Origin of the sequence: Bradyrhizobium sp. Arg816 (assembly GCF_029989365.1) — a bacterium.
Classification (GTDB): Bacteria; Pseudomonadota; Alphaproteobacteria; order Rhizobiales; family Xanthobacteraceae; genus Bradyrhizobium.
The window spans coordinates 69,487-89,191 of record NZ_JAPRAQ010000009.1 but is presented as its reverse complement, the minus strand read 5'-3'; the positions used below and the strand labels follow the sequence as shown (position 1 = coordinate 89,191).

Here is a 19,705-nt window from a genome sequence, read left to right as displayed (position 1 = left end):
GCTCTCTTTACGAATTTGCAGCCCTGTATTGGTTTACGGGAGATTGATATCGCTCCCACGCTTTGAGACGATGGCTCCCAACAAGCAGCCCGTTAAGGGCACAATGCCGAGGGAACACCATGCCCATCGTCAAGGCAGACCGCCTCACGCTCATCAGCGCCGCGCTGCTCCGGGCAGCCGGAGCTTCCGAGGAGGAGGCCGATGCGGTGGCCACAGGCTGCGTCAACGCCAACCTCGCCGGCCACGACTCTCATGGCGTGATCGCGGTTCCGACCTACATCGACCGCATCAAGGCCGGCCATATCGTGCCCGGCGCCAAATGGACCATCGTCCAGGAATCCCCGACCACGACCGTGATCGACGGCCAATGGGGGTTCGGCTTCCATGTCAACGCCAAGGCGATGGCGCTGACGATCGAGAAGGCGAAGACGGCGAACGTCGCCGCCTGCACCGTGTTCCGGCAAAGCCATGTCGGCCGCCTCGCCGCCTATCCGTTGATGGCGATGCGCGAAGGCATGATCGGGATTGCGACGGCGGATTCCGGCCGCTCGCCAAAGCACGTGGCGCCGTTCGGCGGCAAGGAGGCGCGGCTTGGCACCAACCCGATCTCGATCGCGGTGCCGTCCGATCTGGATGCGCCGTTCTATCTCGACATGGCGACCTCGGCGGTTGCGGCCGGCAAGATCCAGCTCGCGGTCGCCCGCGGCGAGGAGATTCCGACCGGGTGGATCATCGATGCCGAGGGACGGCACACCACCGACCCCACGCAATATCGCAAGGGCGGCGCGCTGCTGCCGCTCGGCGGCACCGAGGGCTACAAGGGCAGCGGTCTCGCCGCGATGGTCGAGGTGCTTTGCGGCCTGCTGACCGGCCTCGGCTTCGGCGTCGAACCGACCGGACGTCACAATGACGGATGCTTCATGGCGGTGTTCAACGTCGCCGCGTTCCGTCCGCTGAAGGATTTCAAGCGCGAGGTCGCCGAATTCGCGCGCTATCTGAAATCGACGCCACCCTCCGAAGGCAGCAAGGGCGTGTACTATCCCGGCGAGATCGAGGGATTGCGCGCGCAGCAACGCCTGCGCGACGGCATCGAGATCGAGGATGCGACCTGGGAAAAACTGCGCGCGCTGGCGGGGGAGTACCGGCTCGACACGGTCCTCGATCTGGCGTGATGGAATTTGGGAGAATAGCATGACGCGGCAGATGGTACTGGTCGGCTTCCTCCAGGCGCAGAACTGCACGAATTTGCCGAGCTCGTGGCGGCATCCGGACTCGCGCGACGATTCGATGTCGGCGGACTATTATCAAGAGATCGCCAAGATCCTCGAAGCCGGCAAGTTCCACATGGCGTTCTTCGACGATCGGCTGGCGATGCCCGATCGTTACGGCAACGATCATGCCCATACCGTCGAATACGGCATCCGCTGCGTGAAGATGGATCCGCTGATCGTGCTGACCACGATGGGGCTGGTCACCGACAAGCTCGGCCTCGGCGCCACTTGCTCGACCACCTATTACGAGCCGTTCGACGTTGCGCGCCGCTTCGCAACCCTCGATTTGATGTCCGGGGGGCGCGCGGGCTGGAACGTTGTGACCTCGCTCAATGACGGCGAGGCGCTCAACATGGGCCGCGATTCCCATCCCGAACATGATTCGCGCTACGACCGCGCCGACGAATTCATGGAGGTCGTGCTCGGGCATTGGGACACCTGGGAAGACAGCGCGCTCATCATGGACAAGACAAGCGGCCGCTTTGCCGATCCGGCCAAGGTGAAGCGGCTCGATCACAAGGGAGCGGCCTTCAAGTCCCGTGGTCCCTTCACCGTGCCGCGCTCGGATCAGGGCCATCCCGTCATCATCCAGGCCGGCGCATCCGGCCGCGGCCAGCGCTTTGCCGGCCATTGGGGCGAGGTGATCTTCACGGCCGCGCGCAATCTCGCCGGTGCCAAGGAAGGTTATGCCGCCGTTCGAAACGAGGCAGCCAAGGCTGGCCGCGATCCCGATCAGATGCGCCTTTGCAATTTGACGACGCCGGTCTGCGCCGCGACCAAGGCCGAGGCCGAGGACAGGATGGCGCTGATCAACAAGCTGCCGCTCGAGATCGACGCGCTGTCGCTGCTGGCTGAAGCGCTCAACTACGATTTCGCCTCCAAGGACCTCGACGAGCCGTTGACGACGGACGAGCTGAAGAGCATGCAGGGCATTCTGGGCATCCGCGACGGCGTGCTGAAGAATTCCGGCAAGAGCAATCCAAGCGCGCGCGACTTCGTCACCTTCTCCGGCCGCGGCCAGGTGCACGACGCCATGGTCGGCGGTCCCAAGGAGATCGCGGACAGGCTGGAAGAGATGTTCGTCGAGCGTGGCTGCGACGGGTTCGTCATCGCCGCGACCTATGTGCCCGGCTCCTATGCGGACTTCGTGCAACACGTCGTGCCGGAGCTACAACGGCGCGGCTTGTTCCAGAAGGAGTATCGGGGCAAGACACTCCGCGAAAATCTCGGGCTGCAGCGGCCCGCGGCCGGCGCCTGGAAGGTGCAGCCGCGCGATGCCGCGGAATAACAACGAGGACAGAGCATGCGCTGGCTGAAATTCACTGCCTCGGACAAGACCTCCTGGGGAATTGTCGAGGGCGACCAGGTGATCGCGGTCGACGGCGATCCCTTTGGCGAATGGCAGCGCACCTCGCGCACGCATCCGCTGGCGCAGGTTCGGATCGAGCTGCCGCTGATCCCGCGCACGTTCTATTGCGTCGGCTTGAACTATCTGAAGCACCTGAAGGAAGCCGCCGACAAGCGCGGTGAGGTGCCGGCCGTCCCTGATAGACCCGAGATCGGCTACCGCGCCCAGAACGCGCTGATCGCGCATGACGAGGACGTCGTGATCCCGTCCTTTGCGACGGACAAGATCCACTATGAAGGCGAGCTCGTCGTCGTGATCGGCAAGAAGGTGAAGCATCTCACCAGGCAAAATGCGATGGATTGCGTGTTCGGCTACACCATCGGCAACGACGTCAGCGAACGTAGCTGGCAGAAGGCCGACCGCAGCCTGTGGCGCTCGAAGAACTCCGACACGTTCAAGCCGATGGGCCCGTGGATCGAAACCGAGGCCAATCTGGCGAAAATGGAAACCGTCGTCCGGGTCAACGGCAAGGAGACCAACCGCTTCTACACCAACGACATGATCTTCGGTGTGGTGCCGTTCCTGGTCGAGCTGACGAAGTACTTCACGCTGTGGCCCGGCGATGTGATCTGGATGGGCACGGACGGCGCCTCGCCTGACATCGGGCACGGCGACGTGGTGGAGATCGACATCACCGGCGTGGGGACGTTGCGGAACAGGTTTGTGCGGGAGCAGCGGTAGTAGAGGTGCCGTAGGGTGGGCAAAGCGAAGCGTGCCCACCGCATTCGTAATGGAGGCGAGATGGTGGGCACGGCGCAAGCGCGCTTCTGCCCACCCTACGGCACCACGGCACTTCCCGCGTCTCAAAACGGCAGCGCCACGCTCGTCTTGATCTCCTTCAGCACCACGTTGCTGCGGACGTAGCGGATGCCGGGAATGCGGAACATGAACTCGTCGAGGAACCTGTTGTAGGCCGCCATGTCCTGCACGACGACGCGCAAATGATAGTCGGCGTCGCCCGTGGTCGCGAAACACTCCAGCACTTCGCGCCGCGTGGTCACCCGCGCGACGAACTCGTCGACGAATTTGGCATCGTGCCGCTCCAGCGAGACATGCAGGATGGCCGACATCGCAAAGCCCGCCTGCTCGCGCGCGACCAGCGCGGCATAGCCCTGGATGACGCCGGCCTCCTCCAGCGCACGCACCCGGCGCCAGCACGCCGAGGTGGACATGCCGACCTCGTCGGCGAGCTGCTGGTTGGTGGCGCGGCCGTCCTTCTGGAGATGGGCGAGAATCCGCGCGTCCTGCTCTTCGATCATGGAGTCCCCAATCCGGTAAATTCTACCGAATTTTGCCATCTTCCGCAAAATTTTACCGGATTATCGATCAAGACAGGGTGAATAGGCAAGACCTACCAGCCTCCCCGGCATACCCTTTCTTCATTCGGCAGGATGCCGCACGAGGTCCGCCATGGACGCCGTTCCATCACTCGACAGCTACGAGCTCTCAGACCGCTACGACCGCGAAGAGGGCCGCGTCTTCCTCACGGGCACGCAGGCCATCGTCCGCATCGCGCTCGACCAGGCGCGGCGCGACCGCGCCGCCGGGCTGAACACCGCCGGCTTCATCTCCGGCTATCGCGGCTCGCCGCTCGGCGGCGTCGATCTCGAGCTCTGGCGCATCCAGGAGCGGCTGAAGCGGGATCGCATCGAATTTCTCCCCGCGGTGAACGAGGACCTCGCGGCAACCGCGGTGCTCGGCTCGCAGCAGGTCGAAACGCAGGCAGATCGCGAAGTCGATGGCGTATTCGGGCTCTGGTACGGCAAGGGCCCAGGCGTCGATCGCTCCGGCGACGCCCTCAAGCACGGCAATGCATACGGTTCCTCGCCGCGTGGCGGCGTGCTGGTCGTTGCCGGCGACGACCATGGCTGCGTCTCCTCCTCGATGCCGCACCAGTCCGATGTCGCCTTCATGAGCTGGTTCATGCCGACGCTGCACCCGGCAAGCGTCAGCGAATATCTGGAGTTCGGCGAATATGGCTACGCGCTGAGCCGCTTCTCCGGCATGTGGGTCGGCTTCAAGGCGATCTCGGAAATCGTGGAGTCAGGCGCATCCGTCGCGCTGCGCCCGCCACGCATCTTCAACACGCCCGATTTCGCGCCGCCACCGGGTGGCCTGCACTATCGCTGGCCCGACCTGCCGGGCCCCCAGATCGAGGAGCGGCTGGAGGCGAAGAAGCACGCGGTTTACGCCTTTGCAAAAGCCAATCCGATCGACCGCCACATCTACGATATTCCCAACGCCACTTACGGCATCGTCACGACGGGCAAGGCGCATCTCGACTTGATGGAGGCCCTGCGGCTGATGGGCCTCGATGAAGCGGCTTGCCGCAAGATCGGGATCGACGTCTACAAGGTCGGCATGGTCTGGCCGCTGGCGCTGCATGACGCGATGGACTTCGTGAAGGGCAAGCGCGAGATCCTCGTAGTCGAGGAAAAGCGCGGCATCATCGAGAGCCAGTTCAAGGAATATTTTTACGACTATCCAGGCTCAAAGCCCGAGCGCATGGTCGGCAAGCACGACGAGCGAGGGGCGCGGCTAATCTCCTGGATCGGCGAATTGTCGCCGCGTGCGCTCGCTGGAGTGCTCGCACGCCGGCTCGATCCGATGTTACCAGGCCTCAATCTCGCCGCACGCGCAGTCGCGCTGATGCCTGAAGCCGCACGCACGATCAACGTCAGTGGTGCGACGCGCACGCCGTATTTCTGCTCCGGATGTCCGCACAACACGTCGACGAAGGTGCCGGAAGGCTCCAAGGCGCTGGCCGGCATCGGCTGCCATTTCATGGCGAGCTGGATGGACCGCGAGACCTCCTCGCTGATCCAGATGGGCGGCGAAGGAGTCAACTGGGCGGCGTCGTCACGCTTCACCGGCCACAAGCACGTGTTCCAGAATCTCGGCGAAGGCACCTACTACCACTCCGGCTCGATGGCGATCCGGCAGGCGATCGCCGCTAGGGCCAACATCACCTACAAGATCCTGTTCAACGATGCGGTGGCGATGACCGGCGGCCAGCCGGTCGACGGTCCCATCAGCGTGCATGCCATCGCCCATAGCGTTCGCGCCGAAGGCGTCGGGCGCATCGCGCTGGTGTCGGATGATCCCGCGCAGTTCTTGCCGGCAGACCTGCCGATCGGCGTGACGATCCATCCGCGCGAGGAGATGGACGCCGTGCAGCGCGAGCTGCGCGAGGTATCAGGCGTCTCGGTGCTGATCTATCAGCAGACCTGCGCCACCGAGAAACGGCGCCGGCGCAAGCGCGGGCAGACCGCCGATCCCAGGCGCTTCGCCTATATCAACGATCTCGTCTGCGAAGGCTGCGGCGACTGCTCGGTCGAGTCCAACTGCCTCAGCGTCGAGCCGAAGGAGACGCCGTTCGGCCGCAAGCGCCAGATCAATCTCTCGACCTGCAACAAGGATTTTTCCTGCCTCAACGGCTTCTGTCCCAGTTTCGTGACCGTCGAAGGCGCGATCCGCCGGAAGAAGAGCGCAAGCCAAATCGATGCGCTCGGCCGCGCGGCTACGCTTCCCCTGCCTGCTCCCGCCACGCTCGACCGTCCCTACGACCTGCTGGTAACAGGCGTCGGCGGCACCGGCGTGATCACGGTCGGCGCCCTGATCGGCATGGCCGCGCATCTGGAGTGGCGTGGCGTCTCCGTGCTGGATTTCACCGGCTTTGCACAGAAATTTGGTCCCGTGCTGAGCTTCATCCGCCTTGCACCAAGTCCGGACGAGCTGCATCAGGTCCGCATCGACCAGGGCGCGGCCGACGCGCTGATCGGCTGCGACCTCGTCGTCAGTTCCTCGCCTAAGGCGTCCGGCACCTATCGCCGGGGCATGCGCGCCGCGGTCAACACCGCGGAGATGCCGACCGGCGACGTCGTCCGCTTCCGCGACGCCGATCTCGCCTCGCCCGCCCGCCTGCGCGCGATCCGACAAGTCATTGGCAACGACAATCTCGACACCATCAATGCCAACGCGCTCGCCGAACGGCTGCTCGGCGATGCAGTCTATGCCAACATCATCATGCTCGGCTTTGCCTGGCAGCGCGGCCTGATTCCGGTCGCGCTGCCGGCGCTGCTGCGCGCGATCGAGCTCAACGGGGTCGCGGTCGAACGCAACAAGCAGGCCCTTGCCTGGGGCCGGATCGCCGCGGCCGATCCCGAGTTTTTGCCGAAGACGGACGAGGCGCCCGAAGCCGAGACTCTCGATCAGATCATCGATCGCCGCGCCGATTTCCTCACCACCTATCAGGACGCCGCCTATGCGATGCGCTATCGGGCGACCATCGCAAAGGTCCGCAGCGCCGAAGCCGCTCTAAGCAGTGAGGTGCTGACCGAGGCGGTCGCGCGCGCCCTGTTCAAGTTGATGGCCTACAAGGACGAATACGAGGTGGCGCGTCTGCAGATGCAGAGCGGTTTCCTCGGCGAGCTGAAGCGCGAGTTCGAGGACGGTTTTCGCGTCCAATATCACCTCGCGCCGCCGTTCCTGCCGTCGAAACCTGACGCACGCGGCCGTCCGCGCAAGCGCGCTTTCGGCCAGTGGATCCAGATGCCGCTCGCGATGCTGGCGCGGTTGAAGGGATTGCGCGGAACACCGTTCGATCCGTTCGGCTACACGAATGAGCGGCGCACTGAACGCGAATTGATCGCCTGGTATGAAGGCCTGATCGAACGCATGCTCGGCCAGCTCGAGGCTGCACATCTGCCCGACCTCGTTGCCGTCGCAAAAGCGCCGATGGAGATCCGCGGCTACGGACCAGTAAAGGACACCGCGATCGCCAAGGTGAAGCCCGAGGTCGAGCGACTGCTCACGAATTTGACGACATCGGTAACGCAAAAGATGCACGCCCGCGGTTGACGCGGCACCAGTGAGGCCTCAGCCTCCGGACTTTAGGTGGCGCCCTGTTGGCGCCCCTGCAATCGGATGACGCATCATGGATTTCGACCAGTTGACCCTGAGTCAGGCCGTCGCCGACCTGCGCGCCGGAAAAGTCACGAGCACCGCACTCACGTCAGAAGTACTGAGCCGCGCCAAAGCCCACGCCGAGCTCAATGCCTTCGTCACGCTGGACGTGGTCGGCGCCCTGAAGGCCGCGGCTGCGTTCGACACATCGGGCGACAAGACAAAACCGCTCGGCGGCGTGCCCATCGTGATCAAGGACAACATCGAAGTCGTGGGACTGCCCTGTAGCGCCGGCACACCGGCACTGAAGGACTACGTTCCGAAGGCCGACGCGCCCGTAGTCGCGAAGCTGCGAGCTGCAGGCGCCGTCATCATCGGCAAGACCAGCATGCACGAGCTCGCCTTCGGCGTCTCCGGCTACAACACCGCGTTCAAGACCGGCGCGGAGTTCGGCGTGCGCAACGCTTATGACCGCACGCTGATTGCCGGCGGCTCCTCGTCCGGCACAGGCGCCGCGCTCGGCGCGCGGATCGTCGCGGGCGGGCTCGGCACCGACACCGGCGGATCGGTCCGGGTTCCCGCCGCGCTGAACGGATGCGCCGCGTTGCGCCCGACGGTCGGGCGCTATCCGCAAGAGGGTATTGCGCCGATCTCGCACACCCGCGACACCGCGGGGCCCATGGCCGCGACGATGGCTGATGTCGCGCTGCTCGACCGCGTGATCGCAGGCGGCGACGCGATTGCGCCGGCTGATCTGAAGCAGGTGCGGATCGGCATCGCGAGATCGATGCTGACCAATCTCGACGCCGATACGGAAGCTGCGTTCCACGCGGCGATCGCAAAAATGAAGGCGCAGGGTGTCACGGTCGTCGAGATCGAGATGCCTGAGCTCACCGAGCTCAACGGCCAGGCCAGCTTTCCCGTCGCGCTGTATGAGGCCTATGACGACATGGTCGTCTATCTCAAGCACACCGGGACCGGCCTCAGCATCGAGGCGCTGGCAGAGAAGATCTCCAGCGCCGACGTGAAAGGCATCTATGATGGCATGGTGATCCCGCGAAAACTGCCCGGCCCCGACAACGCGCTGTTCGACGCGAGGCCGATCTATGACGCCGCGATCAGGACCGCGCGCCCCGCGCTTCAGGCGCTCTACGGCAATACGTTTGCCAGCAACAAGCTCGACGCCGTCGCCTTCCCGACCACGCCGCGGGTTGCAATTGCCTCCAACCCGGAGTCCAGCAGTCTCGAGAATTTCGGCCTGATCATCCAGAACACCGATTCCGGCAGCAATGCCGGCATTCCCGGCGTCCAGATCCCGATCGCGCTTGGCGCGACAAGCAAAATGCCTGTCGGCCTCGAACTGGACGGCCCTGCCGGAAGCGATCGCCGCCTGCTTGCAATCGGCATGGCGCTTGACGCCGTGTTTGGACGATTGCCGCCGCCGCGTTGACGAAATCGTAGGGTGGGCAAAGCGAAGCGTGCCCACCTCTTTTCGAATCATGGAGAGATGGTGGGCACGGCGCTAACGCGCCTTTGCCCACCCTACGGCTCTGCCGCCGCCAATTCACGAATACGGATTGATCAGCTTCTGCTGCTCGGCGCTGTGATGCACGAGCATGTCGATGAAGGTCCTGACCTTCGCCGACAGATGATGCCGGTGCGGATAGACCGCGTTCATCGACATCTCGACCGGCCGATATTCGGGCAGGAGACGCACCAGCCGGCCGGCGTCGAGATCGTCGCTGACCAGGAATCCGGCCATCAGGCAGATGCCGGCCCCCTCCAGCGCCATGTTCCGCAACGCTTCTCCACTGTTGGTGACGAGCCTGCCGGAAATACGCACTGATGCCGGTGTCCCCTTGCGATCGAGGAAGCGCCACTCGTCGCCAAAAGGATAGTTCAGGTGACGGCCGCAATTGTGCTCGGTGAGCTCGGCGAGCTGCTGCACCCGGCCATGTCTTTCGAGATAGTCGTGCGAGCAGCACAACACATGCCGCCACGTGGCGAGGCGGCGGACGATCAGGCTCGAATCCGGCGATGCAATCATGCGCAAGGCTATGTCGTATCCCTCCTCGATCAGATCGACATCAACCTCGCCCATGCGCAGATCGACCTTAACCTCGGGATAGGTGGAGAGGAGCTTGGCCACGACCGACGCGACCATGGGCACCATGTGGGTGGCGGCATGGACCCGCAGCGTGCCGCGCGGCGTCGATTGCAGCGCGCCGGCGATGTCATCGGCCTGTTCGAGATCGGCGAGGATCTGCGTCGAGCGGTCGTAATAGGCCTTGCCGATTTCGGTGAGACTGACTTTTCGCGTGGTGCGGTTCAGGAGCCGAACCCCGAGCCGGTCCTCCAGCGCCTGGACGTGGTTGCTCACCATGGTCGTGGACATGTTGAGCCGGCGGGCGGCGGCGGAGAAGCCGCCATTTTCAACCACCCGGACGAAGGCGGTGAGACTGGTGAAGCGGTCCATCGGTCTGGCTCCGGATTATCCGCTATGGCTGGATAATGCTTCCATTTCTTCCGGGATTATCACAAGCGGGAAGACAGCGCATCTTGCTGGCATCAATACCGCACCGTTCGGACCGGGGCGGTTGGGAATTCCGAGGATGCCATGTCGAATACTTCTTATGTTACTGAAATCAATCAGAAAATCAGCTTTCGCCCGTCCCGGCAGGCGATCAAGCGGGCGGCCATCGGCCTGGCACTGGTCCTCGGAATCGCCGCGGCCGGCGACTTCGGCTACGACTACCTGAGCACCGGCCGCTACCTCGAATCCACCGACGACGCCTATGTGAAGGCGGATTCCACCATCGTCGCGCCCAAGGTTTCCGGCTACATCGCGAAGGTGCTGGTTGGCGACAACGAGAAGGTCAAGGCGGGCCAGACGCTGGCGAAGATCGACGACCGCGACTTCAAGGCGGCACTCGACCAGGCCCGCGCCGATGTCGCCGCCGGCGAAGCCTCGGTGCGCAACATCGACGCCCAGCTCGAGCTGCAGCAGCCCATCATCGAGCAGAGCACGGCCGACGTGGCCGCGGCCGACGCCAATCTGAAATTCGCCCAAGAAGAGCGCGCCCGCTACGACGATCTGATGAAGTCGGGCTCCGGCACGATCCAGCGCGCGCAGCAGACCGATGCCGCGCTACGCGCCAGCAACGCGCAATTGCAGCACGCCAAGTCAGGCCTGGTGGCCGCGCAACGGAAGGTCGATGTGCTCACCACCCAGCGCGCCCAGGCCACAGCGCAGCTCGAACGGGCGCGCGCGGTCGCACAGCAGGCAGAGCTGAACCTGTCCTATACCGAGATCACCGCGCCGGTGGACGGCACGGTCGGCGCACGCTCATTACGCGTCGGCCAGTATGTGCAGGCTGGCACGCAATTGATGGCGGTGGTGCCGCTCGATGCGGTCTATGTCGTCGCGAACTTCAAGGAGACGCAGCTCACGCATGTGCGTGCGGGCCAGCCGGTCGAGCTGCACGTCGACAGTTTTCGCAATCGCACGCTACGCGGTCACGTCGACAGCCTGTCGCCGGCCAGCGGACTTGAATTCGCGCTGCTGCCGCCCGATAACGCCACCGGAAATTTCACCAAGATCGTGCAACGCGTGCCGGTGAAGATCGTGCTCGACGACCACAGCCTGACCGGCCTGCTCAGGCCCGGCATGTCGGCGGTGCCGACCATCGACACCAAGGCGACTGTGCTGGCCGAGCGCGAGACGGCCAAGCGGCTCGCCGACAACGCCTCCCGCCCGGACGGCGGCTGAAGCCGGGAAGGCTAGCAGGATTATCAAGTCCCGCCGGACGATCCTTCCCACGCTTCCTCGATTATCGAAACCAACCGCCTAATGCATCCTGTCTCCGTGACCGAGACGAGGCTTCCATGAGCACGCTCCAACCGACCGCCGACGCCGCCTCCGCTGCCGGCATTCCCGCCCCTGCCGCGCCCGCCACGCCGGCGGTTTCCGCAAAAACCTGGATCGCGGTGATCGGCGCGACCCTCGGCGCCTTCATGGCGGTGCTGAACATCCAGATCGTCAACGCTTCGCTCGCCGACATCCAGGGCGCGATCGGCGCCGGCATCGACGACGGCGGCTGGATCTCGACCTCCTATCTGATCGCCGAGATCGTGGTGATCCCGCTGTCCGGCTGGCTCGCGCAGGTGTTCTCGATCCGGATCTATCTGCTCACCAACGCGGTCCTGTTCCTGGTTCTGTCCGCGGCCTGCGCGCTGGCGCAGGACCTGCCGCAAATGATCGTGCTGCGCGCGGTGCAGGGTTTCACCGGCGGCGTGCTGATCCCGATGGCCTTCACGCTCATCATCACGCTGTTGCCGCGCGCCAAGCAGCCGGTCGGCCTTGCGCTGTTCGCGCTGTCGGCAACGTTCGCACCGGCGATCGGCCCGACCATCGGCGGCTATCTCACCGAGAATTTCGGCTGGCAGTACATCTTCTACGTCAACCTCGTGCCCGGCGCGATCATGGTCGGCATGCTCTGGTACGCGCTCGACGCCAAGCCCATGAAGCTTGCGCTGCTGCGCGAGGGCGACTGGGCCGGCATCTTCACCATGGCGATCGGCCTGTCGGCGCTTCAGACCGTGCTGGAAGAGGGCAACAAGGACGACTGGTTCGGCTCGCCCTTCATCGTCAAGCTGTCGGTCATCGCGGCCACCGCGCTGACCGCCTTCCTGATCATCGAACTGACGGCGAAGAAGCCGCTGCTCAATTTGCGCCTGCTGGTGCGCCGTAATTTCGGCTTCGGCATGCTCGCGAACTTCCTGCTCGGTGTCGCGCTCTACGGCTCGGTGTTCATCCTGCCGCAATATCTGGCGCGCATCCAGGGCTACAATGCCGAGCAGATCGGCATGGTGCTGGCCTGGACCGGACTGCCGCAACTCCTGCTGATCCCGCTGGTGCCGCGCCTGATGCGGAAGTTCGACGCGCGGATCATCATCGGCGTCGGCTTCGTGTTGTTCGCAGGCTCCAACTTCATGAACATCTATATGACCAACGATTACGCTGCGGACCAGCTGTTGTGGCCCAATGTCGTCCGTGCGATCGGCCAAGCGCTCGTGATGGCCCCGTTGTCGGCTGTGGCGACTGCCGGCATCGAAGCGGAGAATGCAGGCTCGGCCTCAGGCCTGTTCAACATGATGCGCAATCTCGGCGGCGCCGTCGGCATCGCGCTGCTTCAGACCGTGCTGACCAAGCGCGAGCAATATCACTCCAACGTGCTGATGCAGTCGGTCTCGGTGTTCGAGCAGGCGACGCGGACCCGGCTGGAGCAGCTCACCCAGTATTTCATCAATCACGGCGTGCTCGACCGCGCCGACGCCGCGCATCGCGCCTATGTCGCGATTGGCCATACCGTGCAGAAGCAGGCTTACATCTTCGCCTTCAGCGACACCTTCTATCTGCTCGGCATGGCACTGATCGTGGCGCTCGTCGCCGTATTCTTCCTGAAGAAACCCGGCCAGACCTCGGCCGGTGGAGCGCACTGAGATCAACCCAAGAGACTAACTCAAGCAAAGGAGAACGACCATGAAACCCCGCATGAACTTCTACCAGGCCGCCCCCGACACGATGAAGGCGCTGATGGCGCTGGAGGAGCAGATCCAGTCCACGGGACTCGAGAAATCGCTGATCGAGCTCGTCAAGATCCGGGCGTCGCAGATCAACGGCTGCGCCTTCTGCATCAACATGCACACCGAGGACGCCCGCAAGCGCGGCGAGACCGAACAGCGCATCTATCTGCTCAACGCCTGGCGCGAATCCCCGCTCTATACCGATCGCGAGCGTGCCGCGCTGGCCTGGACGGAATCAGTGACGCTGATCTCCGAGACCCACGCGCCGGACGACGTCTACGAGCAGGTCCGCGCGCAATTCTCCGACGCGGAGACGGTAAACCTGACGATGTTGATCGGGGCCATCAATGCCTGGAACCGAATCGCGATCGCGTTCCGCGCGGTGCATCCGGTGAAGGTGAAGGCGTCCGTGGCGTAGGGGCGATGTTCGTGACGGCGTGATGGACGCAATGCCGCCTCCACACATCCAACTGTCATGCCCCGCCTAGTGCGCAATTGCGCACGGGGGCGCGGCATCCAGTACGCCGGGGCCCATCGATTGAACCACGACCGCCTCGGAGTACTGGATCGCCCGGTCAAGCCGGGCGATGACACCTAAGCTTGGTGATGCAGTGCCGCGCCCCTCGCAGCGTGGTCGGCTTAAACCGCCGTCGCCTTCGCGAACTCGATATAAATCTCCCGCAGCCGCGTGGCAATCGGGCCGGGCTTGCCATCGGCGACCTTCTTGCCGTCGATCGCAACCACCGGCTGGACGAACAGCGACGCCGAGGTGGCGAAGGCTTCCTTGGCGGCGAGCGCCTCGGCGACCGTGAAGGAACGTTCCTCGACGCGGAGCTGACGCTCTTCGGCGAGCGCCACCACGGCCTTGCGGGTGCAGCCCGGCAGGATCGCGTTGGAGTTCTTGCGGGTCACGATGACGTCGTCCTTGGTCAGGATGAACGCCGAGGACGAACCGCCCTCGGTGACGTAGCCGTCTTCCAGCATCCAGGCCTCGCCGGCGCCGGCTTCGGCCGCGGCCTGCTTCGCCAGAACCTGCGCGAGCAGCGCCACGCTCTTGATGTCGCGCCGCTCCCAGCGGATGTCGGGCACCGTGATCACGTTGATGCCGGTCTTGGCCGAGGCCGCGTTGATGATGTCCTTCTCGGAGGTGAACATCACTAGGCTCGACTTGACGTCGCCCTTGGGAAAGGCGAAGTCGCGGCCCTTGTCGGCGCCGCGCGTGACCTGGAGATAGACGAGGCCGTTCTCGACCTTGTTGCGCGCGATCAGCTCCTTCTGGAGCTCGGTGATGCGCTCGACCGTCTCCGGCAGCTTCAGCTTGATCTCGCCGACCGAGCGCTCCAAGCGCGTCAGATGCGAAGCGTTGTCGATCAGCTTGCCGTCGAGCACGGCCGAGACCTCGTAGATGCCGTCGGCGAACAGGAAGCCGCGATCGAGCACCGAGATTTTGGCGTCCGAGAGCGGGACGAATGAGCCGTTGACGTAGGCGATCGGATCCAAGGCAGGTCTCCTGGCGGGAGTGGAATTTTGCCAGTTCGTATACGGGATTTGTTTGGGTCACGAAACCCTCAACCCGTCATTCCGGGCCCGCGCCAAGAGGCGCGTCCCGGAATGACGGCGGAGGTTAGTGGGAGAGAATCTTCGACAGGAACTTCTGCGCGCGGTCGCTGCGCGGCTTGCCGAAGAAGTCCTCCTTCGCCGCGTCCTCGACGATCTCGCCGCGGTCCATGAAGATGACGCGGTTGGCGACCTTGCGGGCAAAGCCCATCTCGTGGGTGACGACCATCATGGTCATGCCTTCGCGGGCGAGATCGACCATGACGTCGAGCACCTCGCTCACCATCTCAGGGTCGAGCGCCGAGGTCGGCTCGTCGAACAGCATCACGATCGGGTCCATGGCAAGCGCGCGGGCGATCGCGACGCGCTGCTGCTGGCCGCCGGAGAGCTGCGCCGGAAATTTCTGCGCCTGCTCCTTCAAGCCGACGCGGTCCAGGAGCTGCATGCCCTTCGCCACAGCCGCGTCGGACGACCGTCCCAGCACCTTCTGCTGCGCGAGGCAGAGATTGTCGATGATCTTCAGGTGCGGGAATAGCTCGAAATGCTGGAACACCATGCCGACGCGCGAACGCAGTTTCGGCAGATTGGTCTTGGGGTCATTGATCTTAGTGCCGTCGACGCTGATGTCGCCCTCCTGGAACGGCTCCAGCGCATTGACGCATTTGATCAGCGTCGACTTGCCCGAGCCCGAGGGGCCGCAGACCACGACGACCTCGCCCTTGGTCACGCTGGTGGTGCAGTCGGTCAGCACCTGGAAGGTCGGGGTGTACCATTTGTTGACGTGGCTGATTTCGATCATGACCGATGCGCTCTATCGAAGGATGGCGATGCGCGCCTGGAGGCGACGAACGCCGAAGGACGCGATGCAGGAAATGGTGAAGTAGACGACGGCCGCAAACAGATACATTTCGACCAGCCGTCCGTCGCGCTGCGCGACCTTGCTGGCCGCGCCGAGGAAGTCCGTGATCGACAGCACGTAGACCAGCGAGGTGTCCTGGAACAGCACGATGGTCTGCGTGATCAGGACCGGCAGCATGTTGCGGAACGCCTGCGGCAGCACGACGTAGCGCATCGTCTGCGCATAGTTGAGCCCAAGCGCGCTGGCCGCGGCCGGCTGTCCGCGCGAGATCGACTGGATGCCGGCACGCATGATCTCGGAGAAGTACGCGGCCTCGAACATGATGAACGTGATGAGCGAGGATGCGAACGCGCCGACGCTGATCGGGCGCGACGCGCCGGTCAGCCACTGCCCGATATAGGGTACCAGGAAATAGAACCAGAAGATGACCAGCACCAGCGGCAGCGAGCGCATGAAGTCGACATAGATGCCGGCGATGCGGCCCAGGATCTTGAAGCCCGAGAGCCGCATCAGCGCGAGTGCAGTGCCGAAGATCAGGCCGCCAAGCGCGGCGAGTGCCGTCAGCGTCAACGTAAACGTCATGCCCTCGTAGAACAGATAGGGCAACGCGCGGATAATGACGCCGAAATCGAAATTGCTGAACATGGCGCTATTTCCCCGTGATGTAGCCGGGAATCGCGACCCAGCGCTCGAGGAAGCGCATCGCGGTCACCACGACGGCGTTGACGAGGAGATAGAGGAGGGTTGCGGCGGTGAAGGCCTCGAACACCTGGAACGAGAATTCCTGCATCGAGCGCGCCTGCCCGGTGAGTTCGAGCAAACCGATGGTGATGGCCACGGCCGTGTTCTTGATGGTGTTCAGGAACTCGGAGGTCAGCGGCGGCAGGATGATGCGGAACGCCATCGGCAGCAGCACGTAGCGATAGCCCTGCACGGTGGTCAGCCCGAGCGCAGTCGCCGCCATCTTCTGCCCGCGCGGCAGCGAGCCGATACCGGCCTGCAATTGCACGGCGACGCGCGCCGACATGAAGAAGCCGATGCCGATCGCAGCCGTCCAGAACGGCGCGTTCGGCAGTTGCTTCAGCCAGAGGCCGGCGGCCTTCGGCAGCAATTCCGGCAGCACGAAGAACCACAGGAACAGCTGCACCAGCAGCGGCATGTTGCGGAAGAACTCGACCCAGCAGAAGCCGAACCAGTAGGCGCCCTTGGACGGCAGCGTGCGCATGACGCCGACGAGCGAGCCGAAGATCAGCGCGATGATCCAGGCGAGTACGCCCGTCTTCAGGGTCAGCACCAGACCCGACAACAGCATGTCGAGATAGGTGCCGGTCCCCATCGGGTTCGGCTCGAAGAAAATTCCCCAGTTCCAGTGGTAGTTCACGTGTCCCCCGCGCGAACGCGCCAATCATGGAAGTCGCAGGCGCCTATGCAAATGACCGGCCACTCTCCCTCCAGAATGGCCCGAATATGCTCCCTCGCCCCGCTTGCGGGGAGAGGGTTGGGGTGAGGGGGGCTCTCCGCAAGGGAGGTGATAGTTCGACTCGTGGAGAGTCCCCCTCACCCGGAATCCGCGCTTTGCGCGAATTCCGACCTCTCCCCGCACGCGGGGAGAGGTAGACAGCATCTTACTTGTAATCGTCCGGGTTCGGCGAGTCCGACGGTTTTGCGAACTCGTTCTTCAGCTCGGCCGAGATCGGGGTGTTGAGGTTCAGACCCTTCGGCGGGATCTTCTGCGTGAACCACTTTTCGTAGATCTTCTGGCCCTCACCGGAGGTGTAGACCGCAGCGGTCGCGGCATCGACCACCTTCTTGAAGGCGGCGTCATCCTTGCGCAGCATGATGCCGTAGGGCTCGGGCTTCGAGAACGCGTCCTTGGAGATGACGTAGTCGTCCGGCGCCTTCGAGCCGGCAACCAGGCTCGCGAGCAGGATGTCGTCCATGACGAAGGCGACCGCGCGATCGGTCTCGACCATCAGGAAGGCTTCGGCGTGGTCCTTGGCCGGGATGATGTTGGCGCCGAGCTTCTTCTCGACGTTGGCCTCGGTGAGCTGCTTGATGTTGGTGGTGCCGGCGGTCGAGACCACCGTCTTGCCCTTGAGGTCGTCAATCGACTTCAGGCCGCTCGACTTCTTGAAGACGTAACGGCTCGCCGTCAGGAAGTGGGTGTTGGTAAAGGCGACCTGCTTCTGGCGCTCGACATTGTTGGTGGTCGAGCCGCATTCGAGGTCGATCGTGCCGTTGGCCATCAGCGGAATACGGGTCGCCGAAGTCACCGGATTGAGCTTGACCTCGAGCTTGTCGAGCTTGAGCTCCTTCTTCACGGCGTCGACGATCTTGTAGCAGATATCCATCGCGAACCCGACCGGCTTCTGGTTGTCGTCGAGATAGGAGAACGGGATCGAGGAGTCGCGGAAGCCGAGCGTAATGGCGCCGGTGTCCTTGATGTTCTTCAGCGTGCCGGTCAGCTCCTGGGCCCCGGCCTGGCTGACGGCGAAGGTCGCGGCGAGCGCGAGGCCGATGCTACGGAAATGTCTCACTTTTTTGTTCCCCTTTCAGGATGATGCGGCCGGATGCAAGCACAAATCAGGCCGGATTAGAATGTGACTTTCGGCTGGATTGCGGCTCAGGTTAATGGCTCAGCTTAATGGCTTGGGCAATTCCCCGAGATCCCAGAACAGCCCGGCCATCACCGTCAAGGCCTCTTCGGTCAATGGCAGCAGGATGTGCTCATTGGGCGCATGCTGGGAGCAGCCGGGATAGGAGTGCGGGACCCAGATCGTCGGCAGGCCCAGGATCTCGGAAAACACGTCGTTGGGCAGCGAGCCGCCGAAATTCGGCAAAACGGCCGGCGCTTTCCCGGTGGTCTCCTTCACCGAATCCGCCGCCCATGTGATCCAGGGGCTGTCGAAATCGGTGCGCGACGCCGCAAAGCTCTGGGCGGCCCGCACCTCGACCATCGGAAAGCCCTTTTGCACCAGATGCGCGCGGACGGCATCGATCAGGCCGTCGACCTTGGTGCCGACCACGAAACGCAGTTGCAGCACGGCATTGGCGTGGCCGGGGATGGCATTCGCGGGCTTCTCGATATTGCCGGACGACATCGCCAGCACTTCGAGCGTGTTCCAGGCATAGAGCCGCTCGGCGGCCGACAGCCCTTCCTCGCCCCAGTTCTCCGCGAGCGCCGGCTCGTCCTCGGTCGGCACCACCTGCACGTCGGCAAGATAGCTGCGGATCTGGTTGGTAAGCCGCGGCGGCTCCAGCGCGTCGAGCTGAAGCCGGCCATGGCCGTCGACCAGCGTCGAGATCGCGTTGACGAGAATGGTCGCGGGGTTGGCGAGCACGCCGCCCCAATTGCCGGAATGATGGCCGCCATCGCGCAGATTGACGTCGAGATGAATGCGGATGCCGCCACGGCAGCCCAGGAACAAGGTCGGCCGGTCGGCCGACAGGCGCGGTCCGTCGGAGGCCATGAACAAATCGGCCTTGAGCGCATCGCGATTGAGGTCGCAGACCTTGCCGAGATCGGGCGAGCCGATTTCCTCGCCCATTTCGACGATGAATTTTGCGTTGAAGCCGAGCTTGCCGCCGCGGGCCTCGCGCACCGCGCGGAGTGCCGCCATGTTGATGCTGTGCTGGCCCTTGTTGTCGGCGGTGCCACGGCCGTAGAGCCGCGTGCCCGCAACCGTCGTGCGCCATGGATCGCGGCCGTCGCGCCACTCCCCCTCCATGCCGTCGACGACGTCACCATGGCCGTAGATCAGCACCGTCGGCGCTGACGCGCTCTCGTGATGCTCGGCGAACAGGAACGGCGCCTTGCCGCTCGGGGATTCGACGATGCGGCTGGTAAAGTCGAGCGCGGCAAAGGAGGGCATCATCTCCTGTTCCAGGTAGCCGCGCAGCTCGGCGCCGCGCGACGGGTTCTGGCTTTCGGTCTTGAAGGCCACGCGGCGGTCGAGCTCGGTGAGGAACGCACCGGATTTGAAATCGTCACGGGCGCGGGCGATGGCGTCGGCTCTGGTCATGGCTGGTTTTTCGGGGCGTTGGGACGAAGGACCATACCCGAGACAGGTAGCCCTTCGAAAGTGGCGGGGACTTGGACAGTTCTTGGAGTTCTCTTGT

General features: G+C 64.0%; 16 protein-coding genes. 8 read left to right on the top strand and 8 right to left on the bottom strand.

From position 1 onward, the window contains the following. Positions 1–119 precede the first annotated feature (119 nt). Genes OWC48_RS22475 through OWC48_RS22465 form a run of 3 tightly spaced genes read left to right on the top strand, consistent with a single transcriptional unit; the run spans position 120 to position 3,360 of the window. Positions 120–1,172, top strand: a complete 1,053-nt coding sequence (locus tag OWC48_RS22475) for an Ldh family oxidoreductase (RefSeq protein WP_282521913.1) — start codon at positions 120–122, stop codon at positions 1,170–1,172. Between the two features lie 19 nt (positions 1,173–1,191). After that, positions 1,192–2,559, top strand: a complete 1,368-nt coding sequence (locus OWC48_RS22470) for an LLM class flavin-dependent oxidoreductase (protein ID WP_282521912.1) — start codon at positions 1,192–1,194, stop codon at positions 2,557–2,559. A 15-nt stretch (positions 2,560–2,574) separates the two neighbouring features. Further along, a complete protein-coding gene (locus tag OWC48_RS22465; protein WP_282521911.1) occupies positions 2,575–3,360 on the top strand; it encodes a fumarylacetoacetate hydrolase family protein in 786 nt (261 codons plus the stop codon). A 122-nt stretch (positions 3,361–3,482) separates the two neighbouring features. Here OWC48_RS22465 and OWC48_RS22460 read toward each other — a convergent pair whose 3' ends face one another. Then, positions 3,483–3,938, bottom strand: a complete 456-nt coding sequence (locus OWC48_RS22460; protein ID WP_282521910.1) for an Lrp/AsnC family transcriptional regulator — start codon at positions 3,936–3,938, stop codon at positions 3,483–3,485. Between the two features lie 151 nt (positions 3,939–4,089). Between OWC48_RS22460 and OWC48_RS22455 the strand changes: the two genes are divergently transcribed. Both OWC48_RS22455 and iaaH read left to right on the top strand, forming a co-directional pair. After that, positions 4,090–7,539, top strand: coding sequence for an indolepyruvate ferredoxin oxidoreductase family protein (locus tag OWC48_RS22455; protein ID WP_282521909.1), 3,450 nt, complete (start codon positions 4,090–4,092; stop codon positions 7,537–7,539). Positions 7,540–7,615: 76 nt separating this feature from the next. After that, complete coding sequence (iaaH, locus tag OWC48_RS22450; protein WP_282521908.1) at positions 7,616–9,034, top strand: indoleacetamide hydrolase; 1,419 nt, start codon at positions 7,616–7,618, stop codon at positions 9,032–9,034. A gap of 114 nt (positions 9,035–9,148) precedes the next feature. On the opposite strand, the gene OWC48_RS22445 is transcribed toward iaaH, so the two are convergent. Continuing rightward, positions 9,149–10,060 (bottom strand): LysR family transcriptional regulator, encoded by a 912-nt coding sequence (locus OWC48_RS22445; RefSeq protein WP_282521907.1) that lies wholly within the window; start codon positions 10,058–10,060, stop codon positions 9,149–9,151. A 141-nt stretch (positions 10,061–10,201) separates the two neighbouring features. Here OWC48_RS22445 and OWC48_RS22440 point away from each other — a divergent pair, with 141 nt between their 5' ends. The 3 genes from OWC48_RS22440 to OWC48_RS22430 all read left to right on the top strand — a co-directional run bounded on the left by OWC48_RS22440 (position 10,202) and on the right by OWC48_RS22430 (position 13,588). Continuing rightward, positions 10,202–11,353, top strand: coding sequence for an HlyD family secretion protein (locus tag OWC48_RS22440; RefSeq protein WP_282521906.1), 1,152 nt, complete (start codon positions 10,202–10,204; stop codon positions 11,351–11,353). Positions 11,354–11,469: 116 nt separating this feature from the next. Then, positions 11,470–13,086: an MDR family MFS transporter gene (locus OWC48_RS22435; RefSeq protein WP_282521905.1), complete on the top strand. Its 1,617-nt coding sequence runs from the start codon at positions 11,470–11,472 to the stop codon at positions 13,084–13,086. A gap of 40 nt (positions 13,087–13,126) precedes the next feature. Beyond that, positions 13,127–13,588 (top strand): carboxymuconolactone decarboxylase family protein, encoded by a 462-nt coding sequence (locus tag OWC48_RS22430; protein WP_007615070.1) that lies wholly within the window; start codon positions 13,127–13,129, stop codon positions 13,586–13,588. Between the two features lie 221 nt (positions 13,589–13,809). Here the strand turns inward: OWC48_RS22430 and OWC48_RS22425 are convergent, their stop codons facing one another. From OWC48_RS22425 to OWC48_RS22400, 6 genes are all read right to left on the bottom strand, one after another. Next, positions 13,810–14,670 carry a D-amino-acid transaminase gene (locus tag OWC48_RS22425; protein WP_282521904.1) on the bottom strand — a complete coding sequence of 287 codons (861 nt, stop codon included), beginning with the start codon at positions 14,668–14,670 and terminating at the stop codon, positions 13,810–13,812. Between the two features lie 124 nt (positions 14,671–14,794). Further along, positions 14,795–15,526: an amino acid ABC transporter ATP-binding protein gene (locus OWC48_RS22420; protein WP_028147939.1), complete on the bottom strand. Its 732-nt coding sequence runs from the start codon at positions 15,524–15,526 to the stop codon at positions 14,795–14,797. A 12-nt stretch (positions 15,527–15,538) separates the two neighbouring features. Next, a complete protein-coding gene (locus OWC48_RS22415; protein WP_282521903.1) occupies positions 15,539–16,231 on the bottom strand; it encodes an amino acid ABC transporter permease in 693 nt (230 codons plus the stop codon). A gap of 4 nt (positions 16,232–16,235) precedes the next feature. After that, a complete protein-coding gene (locus OWC48_RS22410; protein ID WP_282521902.1) occupies positions 16,236–16,967 on the bottom strand; it encodes an amino acid ABC transporter permease in 732 nt (243 codons plus the stop codon). A 244-nt stretch (positions 16,968–17,211) separates the two neighbouring features. Then, on the bottom strand, positions 17,212–18,123 hold the full coding sequence (locus tag OWC48_RS22405) for an amino acid ABC transporter substrate-binding protein (protein WP_282521901.1): 912 nt from the start codon (positions 18,121–18,123) through the stop codon (positions 17,212–17,214). A 99-nt stretch (positions 18,124–18,222) separates the two neighbouring features. Next, complete coding sequence (locus OWC48_RS22400) at positions 18,223–19,608, bottom strand: M20 family metallopeptidase (protein WP_282521900.1); 1,386 nt, start codon at positions 19,606–19,608, stop codon at positions 18,223–18,225. Positions 19,609–19,705 lie beyond the last annotated feature (97 nt).

Coding starts and splice junctions, on each gene's coding strand:
- OWC48_RS22475 (WP_282521913.1), top strand. CDS start 120: ATGCCCATCGTCAAGGCAGACCGCCTCACGCTCATCAGCGCCGCGCTG.
- OWC48_RS22470 (WP_282521912.1), top strand. CDS start 1,192: ATGACGCGGCAGATGGTACTGGTCGGCTTCCTCCAGGCGCAGAACTGC.
- OWC48_RS22465 (WP_282521911.1), top strand. CDS start 2,575: ATGCGCTGGCTGAAATTCACTGCCTCGGACAAGACCTCCTGGGGAATT.
- OWC48_RS22460 (WP_282521910.1), bottom strand. CDS start 3,938: ATGATCGAAGAGCAGGACGCGCGGATTCTCGCCCATCTCCAGAAGGAC.
- OWC48_RS22455 (WP_282521909.1), top strand. CDS start 4,090: ATGGACGCCGTTCCATCACTCGACAGCTACGAGCTCTCAGACCGCTAC.
- iaaH (WP_282521908.1), top strand. CDS start 7,616: ATGGATTTCGACCAGTTGACCCTGAGTCAGGCCGTCGCCGACCTGCGC.
- OWC48_RS22445 (WP_282521907.1), bottom strand. CDS start 10,060: ATGGACCGCTTCACCAGTCTCACCGCCTTCGTCCGGGTGGTTGAAAAT.
- OWC48_RS22440 (WP_282521906.1), top strand. CDS start 10,202: ATGTCGAATACTTCTTATGTTACTGAAATCAATCAGAAAATCAGCTTT.
- OWC48_RS22435 (WP_282521905.1), top strand. CDS start 11,470: ATGAGCACGCTCCAACCGACCGCCGACGCCGCCTCCGCTGCCGGCATT.
- OWC48_RS22430 (WP_007615070.1), top strand. CDS start 13,127: ATGAAACCCCGCATGAACTTCTACCAGGCCGCCCCCGACACGATGAAG.
- OWC48_RS22420 (WP_028147939.1), bottom strand. CDS start 15,526: ATGATCGAAATCAGCCACGTCAACAAATGGTACACCCCGACCTTCCAG.
- OWC48_RS22415 (WP_282521903.1), bottom strand. CDS start 16,231: ATGTTCAGCAATTTCGATTTCGGCGTCATTATCCGCGCGTTGCCCTAT.
- OWC48_RS22400 (WP_282521900.1), bottom strand. CDS start 19,608: ATGACCAGAGCCGACGCCATCGCCCGCGCCCGTGACGATTTCAAATCC.